25 protein-coding genes are annotated in these 26489 nt (G+C 53.3%); 13 read left to right on the top strand and 12 right to left on the bottom strand.

The genetic code is table 11. The features are described from left to right. The first annotated feature begins 90 nt into the window (after positions 1-90). Positions 91-1032, top strand: a complete 942-nt coding sequence (rlmF, locus tag E2L00_RS06500) for a 23S rRNA (adenine(1618)-N(6))-methyltransferase RlmF (RefSeq protein ID WP_167608651.1) — start codon at positions 91-93, stop codon at positions 1030-1032. Here rlmF and ybiO read toward each other — a convergent pair whose 3' ends face one another. From ybiO to rhtA, 6 genes are all read right to left on the bottom strand, one after another. After that, entirely contained in the window at positions 1033-3291 is a 2259-nt protein-coding gene (gene ybiO, locus E2L00_RS06495; RefSeq protein ID WP_167608649.1) for a mechanosensitive channel protein, read from the bottom strand. 209 nt (positions 3292-3500) lie between these two features. Next, positions 3501-4223 carry a glutamine ABC transporter ATP-binding protein GlnQ gene (glnQ, locus tag E2L00_RS06490; protein WP_167608647.1) on the bottom strand — a complete coding sequence of 241 codons (723 nt, stop codon included), beginning with the start codon at positions 4221-4223 and terminating at the stop codon, positions 3501-3503. Then, entirely contained in the window at positions 4220-4879 is a 660-nt protein-coding gene (glnP, locus tag E2L00_RS06485) for a glutamine ABC transporter permease GlnP (RefSeq protein WP_167608644.1), read from the bottom strand. The genes glnQ and glnP overlap by 4 nt, the downstream gene beginning before the upstream one ends. An 83-nt stretch (positions 4880-4962) precedes the next feature. Next, positions 4963-5709 carry a glutamine ABC transporter substrate-binding protein GlnH gene (gene glnH / locus E2L00_RS06480; protein WP_167608641.1) on the bottom strand — a complete coding sequence of 249 codons (747 nt, stop codon included), beginning with the start codon at positions 5707-5709 and terminating at the stop codon, positions 4963-4965. Between the two features lie 362 nt (positions 5710-6071). After that, complete coding sequence (dps, locus tag E2L00_RS06475) at positions 6072-6575, bottom strand: DNA starvation/stationary phase protection protein Dps (protein WP_167608638.1); 504 nt, start codon at positions 6573-6575, stop codon at positions 6072-6074. 310 nt (positions 6576-6885) lie between these two features. Next, positions 6886-7773 carry a threonine/homoserine exporter RhtA gene (gene rhtA, locus E2L00_RS06470; RefSeq protein WP_167608635.1) on the bottom strand — a complete coding sequence of 296 codons (888 nt, stop codon included), beginning with the start codon at positions 7771-7773 and terminating at the stop codon, positions 6886-6888. Positions 7774-8141: 368 nt separating this feature from the next. On the opposite strand from rhtA, the gene ompX reads away from it, so the two are divergent. Then, on the top strand, positions 8142-8648 hold the full coding sequence (ompX, locus tag E2L00_RS06465) for an outer membrane protein OmpX (RefSeq protein WP_167608632.1): 507 nt from the start codon (positions 8142-8144) through the stop codon (positions 8646-8648). Between the two features lie 67 nt (positions 8649-8715). Here ompX and E2L00_RS06460 read toward each other — a convergent pair whose 3' ends face one another. Further along, entirely contained in the window at positions 8716-10299 is a 1584-nt protein-coding gene (locus E2L00_RS06460; RefSeq protein ID WP_167609651.1) for a phosphoethanolamine transferase family protein, read from the bottom strand. 319 nt (positions 10300-10618) lie between these two features. After that, the gene (mntS, locus tag E2L00_RS06455) at positions 10619-10747 is read right to left on the bottom strand and encodes a manganase accumulation protein MntS (RefSeq protein ID WP_167608629.1); all 129 of its coding nucleotides are present in this window, start codon (positions 10745-10747) and stop codon (positions 10619-10621) included. Positions 10748-10938: 191 nt separating this feature from the next. Here mntS and mntR point away from each other — a divergent pair, with 191 nt between their 5' ends. The 6 genes from mntR to E2L00_RS06425 all read left to right on the top strand — a co-directional run bounded on the left by mntR (position 10939) and on the right by E2L00_RS06425 (position 18071). Then, positions 10939-11409, top strand: a complete 471-nt coding sequence (gene mntR, locus E2L00_RS06450) for a manganese-binding transcriptional regulator MntR (protein ID WP_167608626.1) — start codon at positions 10939-10941, stop codon at positions 11407-11409. After that, positions 11410-12522, top strand: coding sequence for an SLC13 family permease (locus E2L00_RS06445; RefSeq protein ID WP_167608623.1), 1113 nt, complete (start codon positions 11410-11412; stop codon positions 12520-12522). A 115-nt stretch (positions 12523-12637) separates the two neighbouring features. Beyond that, positions 12638-13807 (top strand): HlyD family secretion protein, encoded by a 1170-nt coding sequence (locus E2L00_RS06440; protein WP_167608620.1) that lies wholly within the window; start codon positions 12638-12640, stop codon positions 13805-13807. Next, entirely contained in the window at positions 13804-15384 is a 1581-nt protein-coding gene (locus E2L00_RS06435) for a DHA2 family efflux MFS transporter permease subunit (protein ID WP_167608617.1), read from the top strand. Before E2L00_RS06440 ends, E2L00_RS06435 begins: the two co-directional genes overlap by 4 nt. A 1-nt stretch (position 15385) precedes the next feature. Beyond that, positions 15386-16915: an efflux transporter outer membrane subunit gene (locus E2L00_RS06430; protein ID WP_167608614.1), complete on the top strand. Its 1530-nt coding sequence runs from the start codon at positions 15386-15388 to the stop codon at positions 16913-16915. A gap of 121 nt (positions 16916-17036) precedes the next feature. Continuing rightward, positions 17037-18071 carry an aldo/keto reductase gene (locus E2L00_RS06425; RefSeq protein WP_167608611.1) on the top strand — a complete coding sequence of 345 codons (1035 nt, stop codon included), beginning with the start codon at positions 17037-17039 and terminating at the stop codon, positions 18069-18071. Between the two features lie 84 nt (positions 18072-18155). Here the strand turns inward: E2L00_RS06425 and E2L00_RS06420 are convergent, their stop codons facing one another. Both E2L00_RS06420 and E2L00_RS06415 read right to left on the bottom strand, forming a co-directional pair. Continuing rightward, complete coding sequence (locus tag E2L00_RS06420; protein WP_167608608.1) at positions 18156-18971, bottom strand: Cof-type HAD-IIB family hydrolase; 816 nt, start codon at positions 18969-18971, stop codon at positions 18156-18158. Positions 18972-18999: 28 nt separating this feature from the next. After that, positions 19000-20217 (bottom strand): MFS transporter, encoded by a 1218-nt coding sequence (locus tag E2L00_RS06415; protein WP_167608606.1) that lies wholly within the window; start codon positions 20215-20217, stop codon positions 19000-19002. A 123-nt stretch (positions 20218-20340) separates the two neighbouring features. Between E2L00_RS06415 and E2L00_RS06410 the strand changes: the two genes are divergently transcribed. Further along, positions 20341-20886, top strand: coding sequence for a TetR/AcrR family transcriptional regulator (locus tag E2L00_RS06410; RefSeq protein WP_167608603.1), 546 nt, complete (start codon positions 20341-20343; stop codon positions 20884-20886). 159 nt (positions 20887-21045) lie between these two features. Further along, the gene (locus E2L00_RS06405; protein ID WP_167608600.1) at positions 21046-22281 is read left to right on the top strand and encodes an MFS transporter; all 1236 of its coding nucleotides are present in this window, start codon (positions 21046-21048) and stop codon (positions 22279-22281) included. Between the two features lie 188 nt (positions 22282-22469). Here the strand turns inward: E2L00_RS06405 and E2L00_RS06400 are convergent, their stop codons facing one another. Continuing rightward, positions 22470-24149: an aspartate:alanine antiporter gene (locus E2L00_RS06400; RefSeq protein ID WP_167608597.1), complete on the bottom strand. Its 1680-nt coding sequence runs from the start codon at positions 24147-24149 to the stop codon at positions 22470-22472. Between the two features lie 297 nt (positions 24150-24446). Here E2L00_RS06400 and ybjM point away from each other — a divergent pair, with 297 nt between their 5' ends. After that, positions 24447-24836 carry an inner membrane protein YbjM gene (gene ybjM / locus E2L00_RS06395; RefSeq protein WP_167608595.1) on the top strand — a complete coding sequence of 130 codons (390 nt, stop codon included), beginning with the start codon at positions 24447-24449 and terminating at the stop codon, positions 24834-24836. 184 nt (positions 24837-25020) lie between these two features. Here ybjM and E2L00_RS06390 read toward each other — a convergent pair whose 3' ends face one another. Then, entirely contained in the window at positions 25021-25296 is a 276-nt protein-coding gene (locus tag E2L00_RS06390; RefSeq protein ID WP_167608592.1) for a GrxA family glutaredoxin, read from the bottom strand. Positions 25297-25408: 112 nt separating this feature from the next. Here E2L00_RS06390 and E2L00_RS06385 point away from each other — a divergent pair, with 112 nt between their 5' ends. Further along, positions 25409-25777 (top strand): YbjC family protein, encoded by a 369-nt coding sequence (locus E2L00_RS06385; RefSeq protein WP_338031899.1) that lies wholly within the window; start codon positions 25409-25411, stop codon positions 25775-25777. Then, entirely contained in the window at positions 25761-26483 is a 723-nt protein-coding gene (gene nfsA / locus E2L00_RS06380; RefSeq protein ID WP_167608590.1) for an oxygen-insensitive NADPH nitroreductase, read from the top strand. The genes E2L00_RS06385 and nfsA overlap by 17 nt, the downstream gene beginning before the upstream one ends. Positions 26484-26489 lie beyond the last annotated feature (6 nt).

Here is a 26489-nt window from a genome sequence, read left to right as displayed (position 1 = left end):
ATTACCTCTTTCAGTGTTGAAATTGGCGCGGCGTATTTACCCCGCTGGCTTCACAGAGTATCTTACGCGCCCACACAAGGAGAAGCCGCGATGAAAACCCCTGCCACCACTAAACCGGGCCTGCACCCGCGTAACCGCCACCGTAACCGCTATGATTTTGCCGCCCTGCAGCAAAGCTGCCCGGCACTTACGGCATTTATCAAAGCCGGTCCGCACGGTGACAGCACGGTGGATTTCGCCGATCCTCTGGCGGTTAAAGCGCTGAATCAGGCCTTGCTGGCGCATTTCTACGGCGTTTTGCAGTGGGACATTCCCGAGGGTTTTCTCTGCCCGCCGGTGCCGGGCCGTGCAGATTATATTCATCATCTTGCGGATTTGCTGGCCGAAGGTAACGAGGGCAAGGTGCCGACGCAGGCTTCCGTACTGGATGTGGGGGTCGGTGCCAACTGCATTTACCCGTTAATCGGACAGCATGAATACGGCTGGCGTTTTACGGGATCGGAAATTGATGCTGATGCCTTACGCAGCGCGACGATGATTATCGATGCCAACCCGGGTTTAAGCCGCATGATTCGTCTGCGCCGCCAGAAAACGCCGAATGCTATTTTCCCGGGCATCATCCATAAAAACGAAACTTTCGACGCCACGCTGTGTAATCCGCCGTTCCATGACTCGCAAGAGGCCGCTCGCAGCGGCAGCGAACGTAAACGCCGAAATCTCGGCCAGCATGAGAAGGGCGCGCTGAACTTCGGCGGGCATGAACATGAGCTGTGGTGTGAGGGCGGCGAGGTGGCCTTTGTCAGCCAGATGATTAATGAGAGTAAAGCGTTTGGCCGCCAGGTGATGTGGTTTACTTCTCTGGTGTCCCGTGGCGAAAACTTGCCGGCCATCTACCGTGTCTTACAGGAAGCGGGCGTTGAGAAAGTGGTGAAAAAAGAGATGGCCCAGGGCCAGAAGCAGAGCCGCTTCATCGCCTGGTCCTTTATGAACGATGCACAGCGTGCTCGCTGGGCCGCCACGCGTTTTAAATGATCATACCCTGGGGTTTGCTGGCGGCAGCGCTCCGGTTGCCGCCTCCGTAGCCTGCATCGCCTGCGCAATATCCGGCCCTGGCTGCATTACCTGCACGGTTTGTACCGGCGGGCGTATTCCCGCCGCGTCGAAGTGCTTTTTCACCATGCCATCAAGCGCAAAACGCACCGTCCACTGTTTTAGCGGCTGCGTGGTGAACGACACACGTACCGTAAAGGCCTGGTTTGTCAGACCAACGATCCCGGCGAACGCAGGCTCGCCAATCACCAGCATACGGATAGCCTGCTGTTCCATCAGTTCAGCTACCGCTGCCTTAAGAGTGCGGTTGGCCTTATCAACGTCTTCCTGGCGGTCTACATCGTAGTTCGCCACAAACGAACCAATCCCGCGCACAAAGTTGGCGAAGGTAGTAATCGATGACCAGGGAATAATGTGGTAGGCCCCGGTATCCTGCCGCACGCCGACAGAGCGAATAGTCATGCGTTCCACGGAGCCGGTTATCGGCCCGATGGTCACCAGGTCGCCGGTATTCATGCCATTCTCAAACTGGATAAACACTCCCGTAATAATATCTTTCACCAGCGTTTGCGAGCCGAAGCTCACCGCCAGCCCTAAAGCGCCTGCGCCTGCCAGCAGCGGTGCGATGTTCACGCCGATTTCCGACAGCAGAATCATTATCGTGATGGTGCTTATCACCACCGCGAGGGCGTTACGGAAGAGCGTCAGCAGCGTGCGCGTGCGGGCGCTCGGCATCGGGCGGCCGTGTATGTCGGATGCCAGACGATTTTCAATCAGGCTTGCCAGCAGCGTCCAGCCCACGGCCGAGAAGAACAGGATCAGGGTGATACGAATAAGGATATCGACGGTTTTCTCCCCCGCGCCGTTGGACAGCCAGGCCCACATATCGAACAGGCCCCAGGCGTTTAACAGCAGCATCACGGCAACGCAAACGGTGAGGATGCGCGCCATTTTTAAGGAAGCAGAAATCCAGCCGTTGAGACGTTTTTGCAGCTCGGGATAGCTGCGCTGCACCTGCGGTGAAAGCGCGATCGTTTTTGCAATCCAGCGCGAAAGCATGCCGGAGATAAACGCGGCGATGCCGATAATCGCCAGGCTATGCACGGACGCGCTCATCATCCACTTCAGGCTATTGCCCGGATTAAACAGCGAGAAGAAAAACAGCACCACAAAGTAGGCGCTGGCAAGCCAGTGCCAGATAAGCGCAAAGGCGCGGATAAACAGGCTGAAAAAGGCCATTGAACGATCGGCAAGCCGGTTCAGGCTGCGCTGAATAGAAGGTTTATTGTGGAAAATCAGGTACAGCGCCCAAAGCGTAATACACAGCATAATGGCGACGTTGGTCATTGCGCCCGTCTGCACGTTTACCTGGCTTGAGATAATCGGCACGGCGACCAGAGTCCCGTAGCCGATTAAACTGCTTAACGCCGATAAACGGCTGTTCCAGTATTTTGCGCTTTGCTCGCTTACCGGGAAGGGACGCAGGTCCGGGAAGCGCGGGCAAAAGATTAGCCGCAGAACGGCCTTAAAGAATTCGATAAGCGCGAAGGCGTTGAGAAACAGGCCCTGCTGGCGGGCGATGGTGCGGCTACCCGCATTCATCATGTCGCTGAAAATTTGTCCGACAAACAGCGTCAGGGCCAGCAGCAGCAGATCAATCACAAACGCGGCGACGATGGTCAGCGGCAGGTGGAACCAACTGGAGCGGTCACGGTTTTTTTTGCGTCCCCATTTTCCCATGTGCCGCCAGACTGGCGTCATACATAAACGGGCCAGCACGTAGAAGGCGAAGACCGAGGCGGCAAGCATCGTGAAGTGGGTGAGCGCTTTGAAAAAGGTTTGCTGGTTAAAGGTCTTATAAGGTGAACTGGTGATATTGCGGTACAGTTGGGCAAAGTGCTCAGCCAGTTCCCCGCCGTAGCGACGGCTCACATCCGTCACGTTCTCCAGCACCGTTTTGTCCTCATGAAGTTCTTCCGGCGGCGTGATAACAGGCACCGGTTCAGAAGGCGGGGTAGCGGCGACTTTACGCAGTTGATCGATTAATTCGCTTCTTGATTTGTCGTTATCCAGCACGTCCGCAAGGGCCGAATAGGCTTTCTTTTTTTCTTCGAGATTAGGTTCGGCGGGAGGGGTATCGCTGGCCTGGGTGGAAGATGCGGCAACGGCGGCGGCAGGCAGCGTTACCGCCTGAATTTGAAAGCTAAGCAGGCTGCATAGTAACAACAGAATCCACGGCACGGCACTTCTCCAGACTGAGAAAGTCAGACAAAGAAAAAGTATAGCCCGTTGGGATCGGGAGCCTGGAAAACGGGAATTATCTGGTATGGACGCCCTCATCCCCAGCAGCGGGAGAATCACGCTTCCCTGGAGCAGGCTTTTTCACCAGCAGAGGGAGAACCACCGAATTGTCCCTCTCCCTTGCGGAAGAGGGTTAGAGCGGGAGAAAATTACGAGACGTGCTGCAAGAATTCCTGCAAACGCTGGCTTGGCGGGTTATCGATCAGCTCCTGAGGATTGCCATCTTCGGCCACGCGGCCTTTATCAATAAAGATCAGGCGGGAAGCAACTTTCGCGGCAAAACCCACTTCGTGCGTGACGATAACCATCGTCATGCCTTCTTCGGCCAGGTCCTGCATAACCTTCAGCACTTCGTGACGCAGCTCCGGGTCGAGGGCGGAGGTTGGTTCATCGAAGAGCATCATTTTCGGTTTGACCGCCAGCGCACGGGCAATCGCCACGCGCTGCTGCTGGCCGCCGGAAAGCTCGGAAGGGTAGTGGTGCGCGCGTTCCGCAAGGCCCACTTTCGCCAGCAGCTCTTTCGCCAGTTTATCAGCCGCTTCTTTCTTCAGGCCACGCACGCGCATCGGGCCGAAAGAGACGTTTTCCAGCGCGGTGAGATGCGGAAAAAGGTAAAACTGCTGGAATACCATGCCAGCTTCCTGACGGATCAGGCGCTCATCCACTTTTGGGTCGTTAACCTTCAGCCCGTCGACAAACAGATCGCCGCTGGTGATATCTTCCAGCTTGTTAATACAACGCAGCAGGGTAGATTTACCGGAACCTGACGGCCCGATGATCACCACCACTTCACCCTGCTTGATATTCAGATCGATATTGTGCAGCACCTGGGTTTGCCCGAAATGCTTGGAAACGTTTTTAAATTCAATCACAGGATTTTCATCCTTCTTTCAAGAATGCGGAGAACTATGTTCAGGAGCTGGGTGATGACGAGATAGATAACGCCGACGGCGGTCCAAATTTCCAGCGCACGGAAGTTGCCGGCAATGATTTCCTGACCGCTGCGCGTCAACTCTGCTGCACCGATAACGATAAACAGCGAGGTATCTTTGATACTGATAATTAACTGGTTGCCAAGTGCCGGCAGCATGCGACGCAGAGCCAGAGGCATAATCACATGGCGAATGGTTTCACGACGAGACAGGCCGAGGGCAAGTCCCGCTTCGCTGAAGCCTTTATGGATTGACAGCACCGATCCACGGGTGATTTCCGCAATATAGGCGCCGGAGTTGATCATTATGGTGATCACAGCGGCGGTGAATGTATCGATACGGATGTCCGGGAATGCCATTGGTAAAGCGAAGTAAATATACATCACCTGCACTACGATGGGCGTTCCGCGAATCACTTCGATAAAAACGAGGGCCAGGTGATTGGTAATCCAACCGCCGTAGGTGCGGGCTAAACCGGCCAGCAGACCAATAACAATACCGCCAGCCAGCCCAAGGATCGAAATCCACAGAGTCATTTTGGCGCCTTCCAGCAAGATAGGAATGGCAGGCCAGATGACGCTCCAGTCAAACTGCATAATATGTTCCTGTTACCATGGTTCAAAAAAAATAAGAGGGGCGAAAGGTCGCCCCTGAGAACAATGAGTTTTATTAAGAATAATTATTTCGGTTCAGTGTCGAACCATTTTTTGTAGATTTCGTTATAGGTGCCGTTCTCTTTCAACGTTTTCAGCGCGCCGTTCACTTTCGTACGCAGATCGTCGCTGCCTTTCGGGAAGGCAATGCCGTATTGCTGCGCTTCCAGTGAATCACCTACCGCTTTGAACTGACCGTTACCGGCGGTTTTAATGAAATACAGGATGTTTGGCGTGTCGTGCAGCACGGCGTCAGCACGGTTGGTGCCGAGTTCCATGTAAGCGTTGTCGATGTTCGGGAACTGACGCAGGTCTTTAGGTTTGATATTGGCTTTCGCGTAATCAACAGAGCCGGTGCCGCTTTTAACAGCAACGACTTTGCCATCGAGATCTTTTACGCTTTTAATCTCGTTGTTGTTAGCTTTTACCATCACTAACAGACCGCTTTTGTAGTAACCATCGGAGAAGTCGATTGCTTTTTGACGCTCGGGAGTAATGGTGATACCGGCCAGCGCCAGATCGATATTCTTAGTTTGCAGAGCCGGAATGATACCGCTGAAATCCATCGGTTTCAGGGTGTAGTCCAGTTTTAATTCTTTGGCGATGGCGGCCCATAAATCCACGTCGAACCCGACGTATTTATCGCCTTGTTTAAATTCAAAAGGAACAAATGCGGTGTCGGTCGCGACAACCAGTTTCTTCTCAGCGGCGTGGGAAGTTACCGCAAGAGCCAGAGTGAGTGCAGCCAGTGAAACTTTCAATATCGACTTCATAGCATTTCCTTTATTAATCCATGGGGCTATCCCCTGCAGCAGCCAACACGGCATGGAAGAATCGTGCCAAATTTACAACATATTGTTTTGCAAGGATGTGAATTTGTAACATTGCACAATATGCGTTGCAAGCTGAGCATGACGCACCGCTATGGTGCTCCATCGTGGTGCATATTTTTGACTGGCGGGTCGGGAACTAGTTTTACCGCGAACTATGGCGGCAAAACAATCATTCATTAACGATTGTGTGATGTGATTATTACAGGAATGCAACTTTTGCGGCGGGGTCGGACGTTTTGCTGCGCTAAAATGGTGCGTGCTTCTTCCCCGGGCGGGGAAGAAGCATAAGAATCACATATCAATTATTCGATATTAGATTCGATGAACCACAGGAACTGGTCCAGATCGCGGGACGCCGCGGTGAAAATATCCGCAGTATCTTCGTCTTTGGTTTCGCTGATGGCCTTGCGCACGTCGTTAGCAACCACGGCATAGCGATCCGCCAGCTCTTTTAAGTGGTCCTGGACGCTATGAATATCCAGCGGATAACTCTTCAGCGCCGTCTTGCTATTAACGACCTGCGTTGTGCCCAGCGCCACGCCGCCAAGCTGAACGGCACGTTCCGCCATGGTGTCCATATGATTGGTCAACGCTGTACGGAAGCCATCAAGCATTTCGTGGACGGCAATAAAGTTGGCACCGCGCATGTTCCAGTGAGCCTGTTTGGTAATCAGGGACAGATCGATGAACTGGATTACCTGACGATTCAACAGCTCGATGGTGGCTTTTTTCTCGTTATCCGCTACATCATTACGGGTATACAGCAGATTTGTAGATTTGGTTTTTACCAGTTTAGCGGTACTCATAATCTTTCATCCTCTTGATGTGTGTTTCCTGATTTCTTACCGGGAATAAGTATAGCACCGGATTTTAACCTTGCGGGATCGGGTAATACCTATCAGACAAATAGTAAGGATATGATGGCGTTAATAATATAGTTTTCTATCAGCAAGTTACCGTTCGCGTCTAAGATATTTCATAAAAATGAAAAGAGAATGAACGGCAGAAATAAATAATTCTTATTTACGCTTGTAAAGCGCGGGGAATATAAGTGATTGATCGCAGGTTTTTTTATTTCCCGCCAAAGCCAGTCAACGGGAAATAAATTGATCCAGATTAATTTATATCGACACTTTTTATCTGCGTCTCGCGTTTAAGCGTTAACGTCGAGCCAACAGAGGCTGCAATAATCGACAGTAAAGCCAGCCACTGAACCCAGCTCAGAAGCTCTCCAAGAAACAGCATGCCGGAGAGCGCAGCAAGGCCGGGCTCCATACTCATTAGCGTACCAAAGGTACGCGTCGGCAAGCGGGTGAGCGCAATCATCTCAAGCGAATACGGCAGGGCGGTAGACAGAATCGCCACGCCAAGCCCTAAAGGAAGCAGCGACCAGTGCCAGATGGCGCCTCCTGCTTCCCACGCGCCAATTGGTACGAAGACTACTGCGGCAATCAGCGAACCTATGGCTACCGTCGCCGGACCGTGATCGGCTCCCGCTTTCTGACCAGACAGAATATACAGCGCCCAGCATGCCCCGGCCCCCAGCGCAAAGGCGGCACCGGTTAAATCCACATGAGAAATATCTTGCCCGAGCGGCAGAAGAAACCACAGGCCCGTCACCGCCAGCACCACCCAGATAAAGTCAACGGCCCGACGCGATGAGAACAGCGCTAAGGCCAGCGGGCCGGTGAACTCGAGCGCCACGGCTATTCCGAGAGGAATGGACTGAATAGACAGATAGAAGAGATAGTTCATGGCGCCGAGCGATAAGCCATAGATCAAAAGCGGCAGCCGCTGCTCCGGTTTAAAGCGTAAGCGCCAGGGTTTGAATACCGCTACCAGAATCAGCGTACCTAAAGCCAGACGTATCGCAGTCACGCCCGGTGCGCCAACCAGCGGGAAAAGCGATTTGGCGAGCGATGCGCCGCCCTGAATCGAGGTCATGGCAATAAGCAATATAACGATGGGCAGCCAAACGGGCATTTTACGGGAAGTTAACGGCATCCTGCGTCCTGTCAGTTAATGTCGGGGTAGGTCAATGTAAGAAAACGATCTTCAGTGTAAAGGATTAACTTATGGCTGGTTGAATTTTCGTTAAGAAAAAGCGGGCTACTTTAGGCTACCCTTGCGGTCAGTTTGCGTAAGTTTGGTTCAGAAAAATTAAGAATTATCTGGATGACGAAATTATTAAACGCACCAATAATTGCGCGGATTTGTTAATAAATCATTGATAATTTAGCAACATAGCCTGCCATGGAAACGTTGTGTTACATGAAAAGATTCATTAGACAACACGATTGACGAAGAGTTTCTTACGGGGTTTTGTTATATTTAAATCTTAGGACTTACTTGAAGCACATTTGAGGTGGATTATGAAAAAAATTGCATGTCTTTCAGCACTGGCTTGTGTTCTGGCCGTTTCCGTAGGTACCGCAACTGCAGCAACCAGCACCGTAACCGGTGGTTATGCTCAGAGCGATATGCAGGGCGTTGCTAACAAAGCTAACGGCTTCAACCTGAAATACCGTTACGAAAACGACACCCCACTGGGCTATATCGGTTCCTTCACCTACACCGAAAAAGACCACACTGACGATGGCGTTTACAACAAAGGTCAATATTACGGCATCACTGCGGGTCCGGCTTACCGTCTGAACGACTGGGCAAGCATCTACGGCGTTGTGGGTGTAGGCTACGGTAAATTCCAGAGCACCGACTACCCGGCAAAATCTGACACCAGCGACTACGGTTTCTCCTACGGCGCAGGTATGCAGTTCAACCCAATTGAAAACGTTGCACTGGACGTTTCCTACGAGCAGAGCCGCATCCGTAACGTTGATGTTGGCACCTGGATCGCAGGCGTGGGTTACCGCTTCTAATTCACCCTTTGAAGGTGAAAATAAAAATCCGCCCTTGTGGCGGATTTTTTTATGTCCTTAACTCACCTCAGCGCGTTTTTATTTCAAAAATATCGCTCTGCAGATGATTATAGTCCACCTTTTTAAGCTTAAAGTTAGTGATCCAGGTCGGGCCCGCTTTTTGCTCGGAAATAAACTTGTATTTCATCGCCAGCTCTTTGGTTTTAATACCGGTCCAGTCAGAGAAAAAGTTAAGAAAATCGTTGGCCGAACGGCGCGCTTTTATCAGACGATGTTCTTTATCGTCGCTTGATAGCACCATAAAGGGCACCTGGAAGTTCTGCTGGAACTCATCATCGTGCGCCAGATACTGTACGTTGGTGCCGCGTTCTTTAAAGGCCAGACCGTGATCGGAGAAATATACCATCGAGAAAGTCTCGCCGGTGTTCTGCAACTGCTGATAAAGCTGCTTAAGAAGATCGTCAGTCTGCGTCATGCTGTAGATATAGCAGGAGGTCTCTTTCGACTGCACAAACTCCGCGTACTTCCCTTGTGTACGGTCACATGCCTGCGGGTGCGAGCCCATTAAATGCAGCACGATCAGTTGCGGCGTGGTGCGACGGGTAGCAAATACCTGTGCCGTCATCTTCAGTAGCGCTTCATCACGGGTATTTTTATCCGCTTCAAAATCACCGCTTTTCAGGAACTGCGCTTCATCAGCGCGTTTTGCGATGCTGGCTATCGCGGTATCGTACTCGCCAATCTGACCCTGATTTGAAAACCACCATGTCTGAAAACCGGCGCGATTGGCGAGCGTCACAATATTGTCCTGGTATTGTGGCTTGCCGTCGATAACGCGGTTGAGCGTCATGCCCAGCGATTTCTGCGTGGAGCCGCTTGCCGAAATGTAGTCAGTAAATAAGTTGCCGTTAACCGAGCTGGCAAACGGCGTGTTGTTCCAGTGGCCGCCAAAAGCGCCAAGCGCATCGCGGCGCGCGCTCTCGCCAATCACCACCACATAGGTGTGATACTTCGGTTTTACCGCCAGCACATTCCAGCTGTCTTTCATTTTTGCAAGCGCCTGCATGCGGGTTTGCTCATCAAGCACTTCCTGGTTATTCACCACCACATCTTTGACGAAGCGCAATACCGGGTAGCCCGTGTCTTTAAATTTAAAGACGCCGCCCTGGGTGAGGTTCTGCACCGGCGTGACGAAAAAGCACGCCAGGCTTATTGCCAGACAGCCGCTGTCGAAGTAGCTCCAGGCCGGTTTTGCCGTGGCCTTGCGGCGCACGGCTATATAGCCCAGCGCCAGAATAAACACCGACACCAGATAGCTGTACCACGGGAAGATGGTCATTATCTCCGTGGATTCTTCAAAGTTGGTGGAATGCAGCGCCAGCAAGGTATTGAAGTTAGGCGCGCCATAAGCCTGCCCGAAAGGGAAATACATTGCCGCTACCAGGCTGCAAACCGCAACTATGCCTTTCTGCAAGCGCGGAGCGCGGCGCCAGAGCAAAAGCAGCACGCAGCCGAAAGCGACCGCATAAAGCAGGCTGAATGTATAACCTAGAGCGAAGTTAATAAGCAGCGATTGCAGAAAGTAAAAAGCGGTCCACGGGTTGAGCGCAACACCGCGAGCCGTGAGGGTATCTTTAGCCGTTAAATTCATGTTTACCGAATCAACAAAACGCCATGCGTGAACCCTGGCGACAAGGGTCAAAAACCTGCCTGACAGACGGAAAAGAAGGGAGACGGAACCACATCCGGGAGCCGCTTCATGTGCAGGGCTGCAAGAAGATAGAGCGCAACGTAGAGAAGATCAACAGGTAACCAAAGCGTATTTTGCGAGGCGGATTGCAAATCGGGTAGTTTGTGTGGTTAAAGCGCGGGCAGAAAGCCTGATTGCGAAAATAACAGAAAATAGTTGTTACAAAAAGATGACGCAAAGTGATGGAAATGTCTGAGGTAAAAGAAGGCAGGGCAAACGCCTATGGCTTTGTTTTTGCGCCCTGCTTTGGTTTCCCGCAAACCCAGTCACACAGCATATTCAGTAGCATTAACCGCACCTGGAAAGGAGAGTGAGTAAACACGCTTATGCACCTTTTAAATTCGTTCATAAAAAATCCTCCTCTTTATCTCTGCCACCCTTAATCCATTAAGAGCTGCCTGCATTACATACAGGTATAGCACAGGCTATATTATATAGCTATTGCTATGCCGTTAAATTTTTGTGGATACGTGGAGGTGGTTTACAATGGGCGTTTCCGCCGACGAAGAACGACGTCACGCCACCGTATGAGGAAGCACCATGAGCCGTCAGGCAGGTCAAAAGAACAGTAAAAAAGTGACGCAGCTACTTAACGTTGAAGAACATGTCGAAGGTTTTCGTCAGGTAAGGGAAGCGCATCGCCGTGAATTAATCGATGATTATGTTGAACTTATCTCCGATCTTATTCGCGAAGTTGGGGAAGTGCGCCAGGTAGATATGGCCGCGCGCCTGGGAGTGTCGCAGCCGACGGTGGCTAAAATGCTCAAGCGCCTGGCAACGCTTGGCCTGATTGAACAGATCCCCTGGCGAGGCGTTTTCCTCACTGCCGAAGGGGAAAAGCAGGCGCAGCTCAGCCGCGAGCGCCATCAGATTGTGGAAAACTTCTTCCTGGCGTTAGGCATTAGCCCGGAAACGGCTCGCATTGATGCCGAAGGCGTGGAACATCACGTTAGCGAAGAAACGCTGGAGGCCTTCCGTCGCTTCACGCAGCAGAGCGGCTTTGAGCAATAAATGTTGAAAGCGCTGGCCCGGCCGTTTTTACGCGATCGTTTTCTTCATCTATTGCTGATTATCGGCGCTGCGTGCTGTCTGGCGGTGCCCTTTCGTCCGGGCTTGTGGGCTGCTGCTATCGACTGGCACACCATCATTACCCTTGCCGGTTTGATGATGCTGACCAAAGGTGTGGAACTCAGCGGCTATTTCGACGTGCTGGGCCGCCGGATGGTGAAGCGCTTTGGCAGTGAGCGGCAGCTGGCGATGTTTATGACCAGCGCGGCGGCACTGCTCTCAACTTTTCTCACCAATGACGTGGCGCTGTTTATTATCGTGCCGCTGACCATCACGCTCAGGAAACTCTGCTCGGTTCCGGTGAACCGGCTGATTATCTTTGAAGCGCTGGCGGTGAACGCCGGTTCGCTTCTCACGCCGGTCGGTAATCCGCAAAACATCCTGCTGTGGGGGCGTTCGGGCCTTTCGTTTGCCGCCTTCACCTGGCAAATGGCTCCGCTTGCGGGAGCGATGGTGGCAAGCCTGCTGGTGCTGTGCTGGTTCTGCTTCCCGCAAAAGGCGTTGTACTATCACGGGCACGACAGAATACATACCTGGCAGCCGCGTCTGGTCTACACAAGCGTTGCGCTGTACGTGGCGTTTATCGTTTCGCTTGAGCTGAAGCAGGAAGTCTGGGGCCTGGCGCTGATCGCCCTGGGTTTTATCATTCTTGCCCGGCGGATTTTGTTGAAGATCGACTGGAGCCTGCTGCTGGTGTTTATGGTGATGTTTATCGACATCCACTTAATCACTCAGCTCCCGCTTGCCGGAGACGCGCTGCATGACGTAAGCCAGCTTTCACCGGGCGGGCTATTCGCGCTGGGCATTGGGCTTTCGCAAATCATCAGCAACGTGCCTGCCACTATTCTGCTGCTGAACTCTATTCCGGCCTCGGTTCTGCTGGCCTTCGCCGTAAACATTGGCGGCTTCGGGCTGCTGCCCGGCTCCCTTGCCAATCTCATTGCGCTGCGCATGGCAAACGACAGGCGAATTTGGGTGCGGTTTCACTACTATTCGCTGCCGATGCTGCTGTGGGCGGTCCTGGTGGGATACGGTTTATTGCTGTTGTTAACCTAAGATAAGTACCAATTGTCAGTTTTTCCTGGCAAAGGTTTAGCTAACTTCTAAATTTACTAAACGGTAAAATTTTTTGTGACGCAGATAACGCGAAGCAGGGCGAGTTAGCGAACCTATGGCAGACCAAAACGACAAGCCGGATGACGGCGAAGATCAGAAAAACAGCAGTGCTCAAAAAGACAATAACCAAAAAGACAATAACCAAAAAGACAATAACCAAAAAAACAACAATCAAAACGACGAAAAAAAACGTCCCGGCAAAAAGCCGCTGATCATCTTAGGCATCGTCGTGGTAGTGATGGTGATTGTGGCGGCAGTGTGGTGGTTTCTGACCAGAAACGAAGAGACCACCGACGATGCTTTCACCGAAGGGAACGCCGTTACCATCGCGCCGAAAGTGGCAGGTTACGTTACAGAGTTGCACACAGGCGATAACCAGCGGGTAAAAAAAGGCGACCTGCTGGTGGTTATCGATCCGCGAGATGCCGCCGCGCAGCGTGACCAGGCCCGGGCGCAGGTTGGCCTTGCGCAATCGCAGCTGCATCAGGCTCAGGCCCAGCTCGATCTGGCAAAAGTGCAGTATCCTGCCCAGCGCGATCAGGCGCAGGCGCAGGTGGCGAAAGCAGAAGCAGATTTAGCCAATGCCCGTGCAGAATACAAACGCCAACGCGGCGTAGATCCGCGCGCCACCTCCCAGCAAAATATCGATACCGCCAGCGCGCAGCTGCGTTCAGCCGAAGCGGGGCTTGCTAACGCCCGCGCGCAGCTTGAAGTCGCAAGCCAGGTCAAACTGCAAATTCGCCAGCAGGAAACTAACGTGGAAGCCCGCGTCCGGCAGGTTGAACAGGCCAAAGCCCAGCTTGAGACGGCAGAGCTGAACCTCTCTTATACCGAAGTGCGCGCGCCGTTTGACGGCTTTGTCACGCTGCGTAACGTGCAGCTCGGCTCGCTGGTACAGGCCGGAACAGCGCTGTTTTCGATCGTCTCGCCGGATATCTGGGTCACGGCTAACTTCAAGGAATCTCAGCTCGAAAGAATGCGTCCCGGTAATAAAGTGCAGCTCAGCGTGGATGCTTATCCGGATATGGAGCTGGAAGGGCACATCGACAGTATTCAGCAGGGCAGCGGCTCGCGCTTCTCAGCCTTCCCGGCGGAAAACGCTACCGGCAACTTCGTGAAGATTGTGCAGCGCGTGCCGGTAAAAATCGTCATTGATAAAGGGCTGGACGCGAACCATCCGCTGCCGCTGGGGCTGTCCGTTGAGCCGAAGGTAACGGTAGAATGAGTGAGCAGGCAGCCGAACAACACGATAACTGGAAACCCGCCAGTAATCCGTGGGCCGTGGCGGTAGTCGTCACGCTTGCCGTATTTATGGAAATCCTCGACACCACCATTGTCAACGTGGCGCTGCCGCACGTCGCGGGTTCGCTCTCCTCAAGCTACGATGAATCCACCTGGGTACTCACCTCGTATCTGGTGGCAAACGGCATCGTGCTGCCAATTTCCGCCTTCTTAAGCCGTCTGTTTGGCCGCAAGCAGTTCTTTTTAATCTGCATTGTGATGTTTACCATCTGTTCTTTTTTGTGCGGCATCGCCACCGAACTGTGGGAAATCATTCTGTTCCGCGTCATGCAGGGCTTCTTCGGCGGCGGGTTACAGCCCACACAGCAGTCGGTGTTGCTGGATTACTTCAAGCCTGAAGATCGCGGTAAAGCGTTTGGGCTGTCGTCGATTGCGATTATCGTCGCGCCGGTGCTCGGGCCAACCCTCGGCGGATGGATAACCGACAACTATTCCTGGCGCTGGGTGTTTTTTATCAATATCCCGGTCGGCATTGTTACGGTGCTGGCGATTTATCAACTGCTTGAAGATCCGCCGTGGGAGCGTAAGTCCGCAGAAAAAATGACCGTTGACTGGACCGGCATCGGCCTTATCGCGCTTGGCCTTGGCTGCCTGCAGGTTATGCTGGATCGCGGTGAAGACGACGACTGGTTTTACTCGAACTTTATCCGCACCTTTGCCGTATTGACGATAATCGGCATTATCGGCGCCATTTTCTGGCTAATCTACGCCAAAAAACCGGTGGTGGATTTACGCTGCATAAAGGACAAAAATTTTGCCGTTTCCAGTATGTTGATGGCAGGGATGGCGATGATTTTATACGGCAGCTCCGTGGTGATTCCCCAGCTTGCCCAGCAGGATTTGGGATATACCGCAACCTGGTCCGGGCTGGTGCTCTCCCCCGGTGCGGTGCTGATCGTGCTGACTATCCCGCTGGTGATTAAGCTAATGCCGATTGTGCAGACGCGCTGGCTTATCGCCTTTGGCTTTAGCTGCCTCGCCGCGTCTTTTTTCTGGTCGCGTAACCTGACGCCGAATGTCGATTTTGAAACGCTGGTGCTGTTCCGTAGCGCGCAGTCGGTCGGGCTGGGCTTCTTATTCGTGCCGCTGACGACCATTGCGTTTATTACCATTCCCCGGACGCTTAACGCCGATGCGGCGGCGCTGTTTACCATGTTCCGTAACGTGGCCGGGTCGATAGGTATCTCGCTCTCCACGGCGGCGATCACCGAGCGTGCGCAGGCTCATAGCGCCCATCTCAGCACCCATATGAATCCATTTGATGAACAGTTTCAGCAGGCAATTAAAAGCGGCGCGCAGGCGATCCGTGACTTTACGACGCAAACTGGCGACCCGATCGGCATCGCCACCGGGCAACTCTATAAAACGATGATTGAACAGTCCCGAATTCTTGCCTACATCGACGTGTTTACAATTCTGGGCTTTGTAGCTTTATTGCTGATCCCACTATGTTTATTGCTTTCGCCGGTGAAGAGCGAAGGTGCTGCTGGAGCGCATTGATATGAACAGGAGAATGTGGATATCCACGCTGGCGCTGCTGGTGGCTGGCTGCGCGGTAGGGCCGGATTATCAGCCCGCCAGACCGCAAACACCCGCAAGTTTTAACGACACGGCTAACCAGAACGAGCCGGGCGTGGCTTCCCGCGCGCAAACCACCGCCATCGATCCGCGCTGGTGGAAAAACTTTAACTCGCCGCAGCTCGACAGCCTGATAGAACGGGCGATTGCCGGCAACCTGACGCTACAGCAAACCGTGCTGCGCATTGCCGGAGCGCGGGAACAAATTACCCAGGCGGGCGGCGCGTTTTACCCGAGCGTCAACGGCAGCGCGAGCGTTACGCGACAGCAGTTGGGGGTGAAAGGCGAGCTGAAATCCCATGGCGTTTATGACCAACTTAACGAGGTCGATCCGTCGCTGAATGGCGCGCTTGATCCGCTAACCAAACCTATAACGCTGTATCAGGGGAGTTTCGACGCCAGCTGGGAGCTGGATATGTGGGGCAAAGTCCGTCGCCAGGTTGAGGCGGCGAAAGCCCAGCAGGATGCGGCAATTGAGCAGCGCAACGACGCGCTGGTGTCGCTGGAGGCGGAAGTCGCCCGCGCCTGGCTACAGCTACGCGGGGCGCAAAGCGTGATGCAAACATTGCAAACGCAAATCGATACGGCACAGCAGACGTTTGAGCTAACGGAGAGCCGCCAGCAAGGCGGGCTGTCCCCGCAGATGGATGTGGAAAATGCGCGTGCCCAGCTTGGCAATCTTCAGGCGCAGCTCCCGCAGTATCAGGCACAGGAACGCCAGGCGATGAACGGGCTGGCCGTGCTGTTGGGCAAGCCGCCGGGCGCGCTCGACCGTGAGCTGGCAAATAAACAGGACTTGCCGAAGCTGCCGGATATCGTTTCCGTCGGCATCCCCGCAAACCTGGCGCGCCGTCGCCCGGACGTGCGCGAAGCGGAAGCGAATCTCCATGCGGCAACCGCGCAAATCGGCGTCTCCGTGGCGCAGCTTTTCCCTTCGCTCTCGCTTACCGGACAGTTAGGTTTGCGTAACGACGAATCGGGTTATTTACTCGACTGGGCCAGCCACTTTTACAGTTTCGGCCCGCAGGTTTCGATCCCGATCTTCCAGGGCGGACGGCTGGTTTCCAGCGTGAAAGTGGCGCGTGCGCAGCAGGGCAGCGCGGTACTGCAATATCGTCAGACCGTTTTGACCGCGTTGCAGGATGTGGAAAACGCGCTGGTAAGCTATCGCACCGACCAGCAGCGGGAAGCGGGGCTGGCGCAAACCACGCAGTCATTACAGACGGCATTTGATTTGGCCAATGACAGCTATCGCAAGGGTATCGCCACCTTTATCGATGTGCTGGATGCCCAGCGGCAGCTTGCGCAGGCCGAGCAGCAGCGCGCTCAGGCGCGGGTACAAAGCAGCATCGATTTAGTCGCCTTGTATAAAGCGCTCGGCGGCGGCTGGGAGCCTTATCAGCGGGTAAATATGCCTGATTACGCCGTTTTTGGCGACGCGCCGCGCGGCTAAATTTTTGCAGAATCGGGCAAGGAATGGGTAGAAACCCCCCATTTCATAAGCGGAAAGTGGGCGTATAACTGTCAGGGCGTTTAAGAAATCCATCTGAAATCCTGAACATGAGGTCACCACTATGCGTTATAAAAAACTTGGTAACACCGGGCTGTTTGTTTCGGAACTTTGCCTTGGCACCATGACCTTTGGCGGCGAGGGCGGCATGTGGGGTAAAATAGGCAACCTCGCTCAGTCCGATGCGGAAAAGCTGGTCGGCAGCGCGCTGGATGCAGGCATCAACTTTATTGATACCGCCAACGTTTACTCTGAAGGACGCTCGGAGATTATCACCGGCCAGGCGCTAAAAAATCTGAAGATCCCGCGTGAAAATGTTGTCGTCGCGACGAAAGTTTTTGGTGAAACCGGAACCGGCAGCACCAACTCCCGTGGCTCCTCGCGTTATCACATCATGAATAGCGTGAAAGAAAGCCTGCAGCGCATGCAGCTGGATCATATCGATCTTTACCAGTTGCACGGTTTTGACCCGGCAACCCCCATTGAAGAAACGCTCCGCGCGCTGGATACGCTGGTGCAGCACGGCCACGTTCGCTATATAGGCGTGTCAAACTGGGCCGCCTGGCAAATCATGAAGGCGCTGGGAATTGCCGAACGTCTGGGCCTTGCGAAGTTTGCCTCGCTACAGGCTTATTACACTATCGCCGGACGCGATCTTGAGCGCGATCTGGCACCAATGCTGCAAAGCGAAGGCGTGGGGCTGATGGTCTGGAGTCCGCTGGCCGGCGGCCTGCTGAGCGGTAAATACAGTCGCGATGGCAAAGCCGAAGCGGGCAGCCGCCGCATTGAGTTTGACTTCCCGCCGGTCAACAAAGAGCGCGCGTTCGACTGCGTTGACGTGATGCGTGAAATCGCGGAAGACAAAGGTGTTTCCGTGGCGCAGATAGCGCTCGCCTGGCTACTGCACCAGCAGGTAGTCAGCAGCGTGATTATTGGCGCTAAGCGTGTCGAGCAGCTAAACGACAATATCGCCGCAACGGAAATTCGCTTCACAGAAGATGAACTACAGAAACTGAATGCGGTGAGTGAACTGCCGCGGGAATATCCGGGCTGGATGCTGGAGCGCCAGGGAGAGTATCGTCGTAACCAACTGAAATAGTCGGGTGACGCTGCGCTTACCCGACCTACAGTTTTGTAGGGTGGGTAAGCGTAAGCGCCATCCACCGCTTCTTCGCGAGGTATTTTACTCGTTAAAAGGCGCTTCCCCTTTCAGCACCTTATCAATTACATCCAGCACGCCTTCTTCGTTGTTATACCCTGCCTGGAAACGTGCAATCTGCTTAATTTTGTCCGGGGCGTTTGCCATCGCAAAGCCAAAACCGGCCTGGCACAGCATCTCAATATCGTTGCCACCGTCGCCAAACGTGACGACTTCGCCATCCTTAATGCCCCATTTATCCTGCAAAATCCGCAGCCCGTTGGCTTTATGAACGCCGGGGATTATCAGGTCAATGGAGCCGTGGCCGCTGGAGACGGGGACGACAATGCCTTCCAGAATTGCCGTCAGCGAATCCATAGTATCGGCCAGTAAATCATCCGGCAGGTTAAGGGCGAATTTGAAAATGACGTCGTCCGGATGAGCGAAATCATCCACAAGTTCAAGGCGATGGTAATACATGCCTGCCATGCGCTTAAACCCTTCACTGTAGCTTTGCAGGGTGTAACCGCTGCGCTTGCCGCAGGTGATGATATCGACGTGGGGCAGCGTCAGAAGATGATCGATAACCGTGTCGTACTGCTGTTTTGTCAGCGCGCCGTTGAACACGTCCTGGTTTTCGCTTACCACCCAGCCGCCGTTATCCGACACAAAAGAAATTTCATGGTCAATTCCCGGGAAAAACGACCTGAGCTGGTAATACTGGTTACCGCTGGCGACGACAAAACGAATGCCCTGGGCTTTCATTTGCTGGTACTGTCCGGCGAAACGCGCCCGGTTGTAGTTTTTGCGGTCGTCGAGAAAAGTACCATCCATGTCTACGGCAATTAATTTCACACTCATCGAATTCTCCGTTGAATCACGCCAGTTATTATTCTGTATCACTTGCCAGCTGCGAACACTGCGACGGTTTTGCCACGGCACGAGCAATCAGCGCGGCGACCACCATCAGTGCGAGGACGACCAGCATTGCCAGCCGCAGCCCGTAATGTTCACCGAGAAAACCAAGCAGCGGCGGCCCGACGAGAAAAGCAACATAGCCAGAAGCGGCGACGACGCTCACACGCGTGGCCGGATCCGGTCCGGTATCGCCCGCGGCGGAAATCGCCAGTGGGAAACCAAGCGAAGTACCAAGCCCCCATAAAATGACCGACACGCCGGCGAGGAACGCGCTGTCTACAAAGACGATCATCCCGATGCCGAGGATGCCCATTAGCGCACAGGCTCGTACCACGGCAACGCGGCTGTAGCGGTCGATAAACCAGCCGCCGGTGAAGCGTCCAACCGTCATCCCCAGAGTGAAGCCAACATAAATCAGCGAGCCGGATGTTGGACTAAAACCGTGGCCATCCACCATCAACAATGGCAGCCAGTCATTGGCAGAACCTTCGGCGAAGGCCATTGCCAACACGATGATACCAATCAGCAGCAGCTGAAGGTCTTTATAAAAGGGCGGGTGCGGCTCGGCCAAATTTGCGGCATCGCTCGCAGGATTGTCTTTACCTACGCCGTGCGGTATTGCCCGAATTGCGACGGCAATCGGCACGATAACCAGCAGGCCAATCAGCAGTAAATGCGTGAAGGCGGCAAAATTAATAGCGGTTAAACTCATGCCGATGCCCGCGCCTACCAGCGTGCCAAGGCTGTAAAAGCCGTGCATCATCGGCAATACGGTCTTTTTCATCAGCTCTTCAACCGTCGCGCCTTCGACGTTTATCGCCACTTCCGATGAGCCCAGCCCCATGCCCAACAGCGCAAGACCGAGTGCGAACAGAAGCGGAGAGGCGAAAAACAGCGCGATACCCATGCTTAGCATGCCAGCGACCATTAACGTCATGCCGCTGCGAATAATTGTATGTGTGCCGAAGCGTTTGACCAGCCAGCCGGAGCATAAAATACCGCTCATCGAGCCGACGGACAGGCCAAACAACACGATGCCCATACCCGCCGTGGAAACGTTAAGCGTGTCGCGGATTGCCGGGGTGCGCGTCGCCCAGGAAGCCATCACGAGGCCGGGAAGAAAGAAGAAGGCAAACAGCGCCCAGGTGCGATGCAATAGGGCTTTTCTTTGGGTTGAAGCGGCAGGCATGGACAGAACCAATCAGTCATTTGAGATAGATAACATTTACACTAGCAAGACCGTGTACATTTGTACACAATCATGGTTAAACTCTTTTCATCGCAACGTGAAAGGCACTCAACAGGATTTAGCATGAGCAAAGCACCCCCGCGCAACGATCCGGACAGGCGCGCCCGCATTCTGCAAGCCACGCTGGATATGCTGGTGGAACACGGCATCAGCCACATCACGCACCGTAAAATCGCTGCCGCGGCGGGCGTTTCGCTGGGGTCGATGACCTACTATTTTGACGGCATAGATTCGCTGCTTAGCGAAGCCTTTACGCAGTTTGCGCTGGAAATGTCAGACAGCTATCGCGCCCGCCTTGAGCAGGCAAAAAATGCGGATGAAGCCTGCGAAGCCATCGTCGACATGATTTGCGGCGAGACGATCGCGACGTCTTATAACCTGCAGGTAATGTACCAGCTTTATGCTTACGCCAACTGTACACCGCCGCTCAAAACTATCATGCAGGACTGGATGTGTCGCAGCCAGCAGACGCTGGAAGCCTTCTTCGACCCGATAACCGCCCGCACGCTGGATGCTTTTATTGAAGGCATGACGCTGCATTACGTCACCGATCGCGAGCCGATGAGCCGCGAAGATCTCACCCGGATGGTTGCGAAAATCGTGCGCTAAATCTGGCAGGTGAAATTCTGGCGTTTGTTAGCTAGAGTTTGCAGCAGATGCTTAATGTAGGTTTCCCGCCAATGTAGCTGTCCCTTTACCGATAAACACAGACCTAACCCCGACTTCATCGTCGGCGACCTACTTGTGCTTGTTGATAAGGGATAACCTATGTTTTTTCTCATCTTACGCTGCCTGCGGCAGTATCGCTGGTTTGCGCTGCTTGGCGGCGCGCTGCTGCTCTCATCTATAGGCAACGGCCTTACCTACGTTATCGTATTTGGAAAGCTGCTCACGCTTGAGGCAAAACCCTCGGCGCTGACCCTTGCCTATATTCTGGCGCTGGCGCCGGGTATCCCCGGCAGCCTTATGGCCGAAAAGTTTCTGAAAAGGTTACCGCTTATCCATATCCTGGCGATGAGCGAGATGCTCGGACTTGCCGGACTCGTTTTCCCGCTGTGGTCTTTATACAGCGATAACCAGGTTCTGCTTTTGTTAAGCCAGGCCGTAGCCGCTTTTGCCGGCGGAATGGCGGTGCCGGTATTAAGTCAACTGCTGAAAAATGGCCTGCAACCTGCGGATCTTCCCGCGGCTTCGGGTATGGAAACGCTGATCTTTGCGGCAAACGTTATCCTTGGGATCGGCATCGGCACGCTACTTTACGGAAGATTGCCGTCGCAGCTAATCCTCGCTTTGGATGCACTGAGTTTTGCTTTATCCATCGGGTTGCTATTTGCTGCGCATCGAAATTATCGGGCCGTTGAACAGTTGAAGAGCGGTGAAGCAGGCGGGGAGCTCAGATGGCGGGAACTTAATCAGCTACAGCGCCGCAGCTTGCTGCTATTGCCTTCACTCGCCCTGGTCGGCGCACCGGCAATGGCACTGCTTCCTGCGCTGGCGGTAAATTTTAGCGGCGAGGTAACAGACACGGGATTAATACTGCTTTTAGCACGCAGTTTCGGGCAGCTGATCGGCCCGTTGTTACTGTCGGAAGCGCAGCTTAAACACTATAGCGGCAAGCTAAATGTGTTCGTGGTTTTCCTCGCGCTGTTTATTTGTTGTTATGCACTGGTTTCGATAACGCATAGCCAGGGCATGGCAATGTTGCTGATTGTAGCGGCGCATATTTTCACAAATATCGTTTACGTTCTGGCAACGCTAAATATTATGCGAACTTTCCCCGCTGCGGTAACCGGCATGGCAATGGCGAAATCCTGGCGCTTACAGCTGGCGATTACGCTGTTTTTACCGGTTATTGCAGGCCTTGCCGCAGACCATTATGACCCCGCCTGGGTGCTGTGTATTTGCGCGGGCGGTGGGCTTGCGGCGGTAATGATTATGCTGGCGGTGAATCGTTTTTCGACACGAGGAAGGAACCGTGACTTGCATTTAGAAGATAACGGGTAATCTTTTGAAGAGACAGGATGTTTCAGGCAATAAAAAACCCATCAACCTTGAACCAAAGAGGCGGGGTTGATGGGCTCCACAAATTGGGGACATCAAAGAAAAGCAGTGGCACTAATTAAGACTAGCGCCCACGCAAAAAGTTCTGTCCGCCATAAAAAAAATCTATTTTTCTTTGTCTATGATACGGATCACAAACCTGGCCATACGATGACGATGAGCGTACCTGCCAGCGTTAACAATACGTTAGCGATAGCATATGTGCCTGCGTATCCCAGGGCCGGGATATTGCTGCGTGCCACATCGCTGATAATTTCCATTGCGGGTGCACAGGTGCGTGCGCCCATCATCGCCCCGAAGAGCAGGGCACGGTTCATACGCAGGACATAAGCGCCAAACAGGAAGCAAATCACTACCGGCACCAGGCTGACGATTAAACCGGCAATCAGCATCTGCCCACCGACCGCTCCAACGTGGCCGATACCGCTACCCGCGCTAAGCCCCACGCCCGCCATAAATACCATTAAGCCAAACTCTTTCACCATATTCAGCGCTCCTTGCGGGATATAGCCGAAGGTCGGATGGTTGGCGCGCAGGAAGCCCAGCATAATGCCTGCAAACAAAAGCCCGGCTGCGTTACCAATACCGAAGCTGAACGAGCTGAACTGGAAGGTAACCATGCCAATCATCAGGCCAATAATAAAGAAGGCGCAGAAGGCGAGCAGGTCGGTTATCTGGCTGTGAATCGAGATAAAGCCGATACGTTCCGCAACGGTTTTCACGCGCCGCGCATCGCCGCTGACCTGCAATACATCGCCCTTGTTCAGCACAATATTGTCGTCGATGGGCATTTCAATCTGGCTGCGGATGACGCGGTTCAGGAAGCAGCCATGATCGGTCAGTTTTAACTGTCCGAGGCGGCGACCAACGGCATTGTGGTTTTTTACCACGATCTCTTCGGTGACGATGCGCATATCCAGCAGGTCGCGATCGAATACTTCTTTGCCGTTGCGAAAGCTGGGGTCGAGGCGAGAATGCGCATCGGGATAACCGACAAGCGCGATTTCATCGCCTTTTTGCAGCACCGCATCGCCATCCGGGTTAGCCAGAATACCGTTGCGGCGAATGCGTTCTATATAGCAGCCGGTCTGGCGATAAATCCCCAGCTCGCGCAGATTCTTACCGTCTGCCCAGGCGACCAGTTCGGAGCCGACACGATAGGCGCGAATAACGGGCAAATAAACCTTGCGGGTGGCGTCTGTATCCAGACCGCGCTCGCGAGCGATTTGCTGTGCGCTGGTCTGCAAATCCTGATGCTGTAGTTTTGGCATATAGCGAGCGCCAACTATCAGGCTAACCAGACCGATTAAATAGGTAAGGGCGTAGCCGAGGCTCAGGTGATCAAGCGAGGAGGCGAGCGCATCACCCGACATGCCGGAATGGCGCAGCGTATCGCCGGCGCCTACCAGCACAGGGGTGGATGTCATGGAGCCTGCCAGCATCCCGGCGGTGAGGCCGATATCCCAGCCGAACAGCTTCCCTAGTCCCAGGGCAATCAACATAGCGCTGCCCACCATGACCAGGGCCAGCATCAGGTAGTTTTTTCCGTCGCGGAAGAAGATAGAGAAAAAGTTGGGTCCGGCCTCCACGCCCACGCAAAAGATAAACAGCATAAATCCAAGATTTAAGGCGTCGGTGTTGATGGCGAAGTGCTGCTGTCCCAGTAATAAAGAGACAACTAAAACACCAATGGAATTACCGAGTTGGACTGAACCAAGGCGTAATTTACCCAGGCACAACCCTAAGGTAAGCACCACAAATAATAACAGAATGTAATTCCCGTTTAACAAATCTGCGACGTTTATATTCACGAAGGCTAACTTCTTCTTTACCAGTAAGCTGTTGAAATAAAGCGTTTTTTGGGGTAGTGTTTTTACCCGTTGACGCTTTAAGTAACGTATTTTAAAAACATCTGAATAGCAGATGTGACACCCTGACAATGGCCGCTAGTTTAATCTTTATGAAGATTAACGGCCAGTAAGAATATTGTGCTGATTCCAGCATGCATTTTTGGCACGGATAGCCACAACTTTATCAGACCTGGATCTCTTTGCGCAGCAGGGAGTAACGGTTAATTGGTTCGATACAGGTGACTTGAAGGGGAATGTATGTACAGGCGTGGACAGCGCTGGTTAGGGATAATCTGCTGCTTTGTGCTCTTTATTTTAGTTTTTCTGTTGCTGCATCTGGGCGTGCCAGGCCGCTTTATGACCACGGATCATATGGAGCTGGGATGTCTGTTTTTTGTCTTACCCGGCGCTATTGCCAGCTTTGTTGCGAAAGAAGAAAAGGTGGTGGGGCCGCTGGCGGGCGCATTACTGGCATTGCCGCTTTGTCTGGTGCTGGCGCATACCAGCTTAACGCCGGTCCGTGCTTTCTGGCAGGAAGTGGCCTGGCTGTTTAGCGCGGTATTCTGGACGTCGCTGGGATCGCTGGGCTTTCTGCTGGTTACTATGCTGCTCAGGCGATCTGCAGGCACAAAAAAACCGGCTCGCTGAGCCGGTTCAGACTGATGATAAACTCTCAACCAGCACAGGTTGAACGTCTACCACCGAATAAAAAATAAGGAAAATCAACTGGTTGGTTTTCGGCCGATCGCCACAAAGAAGGAAAAATCACGCTTTTTCCTTCTTTGTCAGCAATCTAAACCGGCTCGCTGAGCCGGTTTTTCATCTCTTTTACTTACTGCTCTGCGCTCTGGAACAAAGCCAGATGCTCTTTCGCGTAAGCTTCAAAATCGGTGCAACCACCAATGTGTTTCTGGTCGAGGAAAATCTGCGGTACGGTTTCAACCGGTTTACCGACGGTTTTTTCCAGATCGGCCTTGGTGATGCCTTCAGCGTGGATATCAACATAGCGGAAGTTAAAGTCTTCACGCTCAGCGGTCAGTTTCTCAGCCAGCTCTTTAGCACGAACGCAATACGGGCAGCCAGGGCGTCCAAAAATTACTGCAAACATGGTATCTCCTTAGTTTTTGTGGCCGATCCGAACCGGCGAATGGGAAGCATAATGCCGGTAACTCATCGTTTTGAAAAGAAGGTCCTGCCTGTTAGTTTGATATTCAGCATCTATGGCTATCAACCCTAAGGCCGGGCAGCCAGGGTATACTGAAGCGTTAATTGCTTCTGGAGACAAGCGGATGCGTTCCCTCGGTGCGTTACCCAGACCGGTATTATTACTCGAAGTTATCGGTATCGGTTTTTTACTTCTTTCTTATCTTTCCCTGCATGGGTATGTTTCATTACCCGCACCGATCGGTAGTGCTGGCGCGGCTATTGTCATGGTATTTTTGGGCATTGCGCTGATGATCCCGGCAGCAGCGCTAATGGTATGGGCCATGGCGCAAAATATTGCTCCGCTGGTAACCAAAGGCCCATTGCCAGAAGATAAATTACCAACCGATAAGACAAAGGAAAAACGAGATGACGCCGACCATTGATCTGTTACGCGCGCACCGCTCCATTCGCAGGTTTACCGATGAGCCTATTACAGACGAACAACGCGCGGCGATCATAGCCAGTGCGCAGTCGGCCTCCAGCTCCAGTTTTTTGCAGTGTAGTTCGATAATTCGTATTACCGATACAACGATGCGCGAACAATTTGTGACGCTAACCGGCGGGCAGCAGCACGTGGCGCAGGCCGCAGAATTCTGGGTATTTTGCGCCGATTTTAATCGCCTGTTGCAGATTTGCCCGGACGCCGAACTGGGTCTTGCGGAGCAGCTATTGTTAGGGGCCGTAGACACCGCCATTATGGGGCAAAATGCCTTTACCGCTGCGGAATCGCTGGGGCTGGGTGGCGTATACATCGGCGGCATTCGCAACAGTATTGAATCCGTAACCGAGCTGCTTAATTTACCAAAACATGTCCTGCCGTTATTTGGGCTTTGTCTGGGCTGGCCCGATCAGGAGCACGGTGTGAAACCGCGTATGCCTGCCGCCATGCTGGTGCATGAAAATCACTACCAGCCGGTTGATAAAGCGTTGCTGGCGCAGTACGACGAGGAGATGGCACAGTATTATCTTTCCCGCGACAGCAACGCGCGGCGGGACACCTGGAGCGATCATATTCGCCGCACCGTAATCAAAGAAAGCCGCCCGTTTATTCTGGATTATTTGCATAAGCAGGGCTGGGCCACGCGCTAGTTTCCA

This window comes from Cedecea colo (assembly GCF_011808225.1).
GTDB classification, from domain to species: Bacteria; Pseudomonadota; Gammaproteobacteria; order Enterobacterales; family Enterobacteriaceae; genus Dryocola; species Dryocola colo.
Note: the sequence above shows the minus strand (reverse complement) of the source record. Positions and strands in the feature narration are given on the sequence as shown.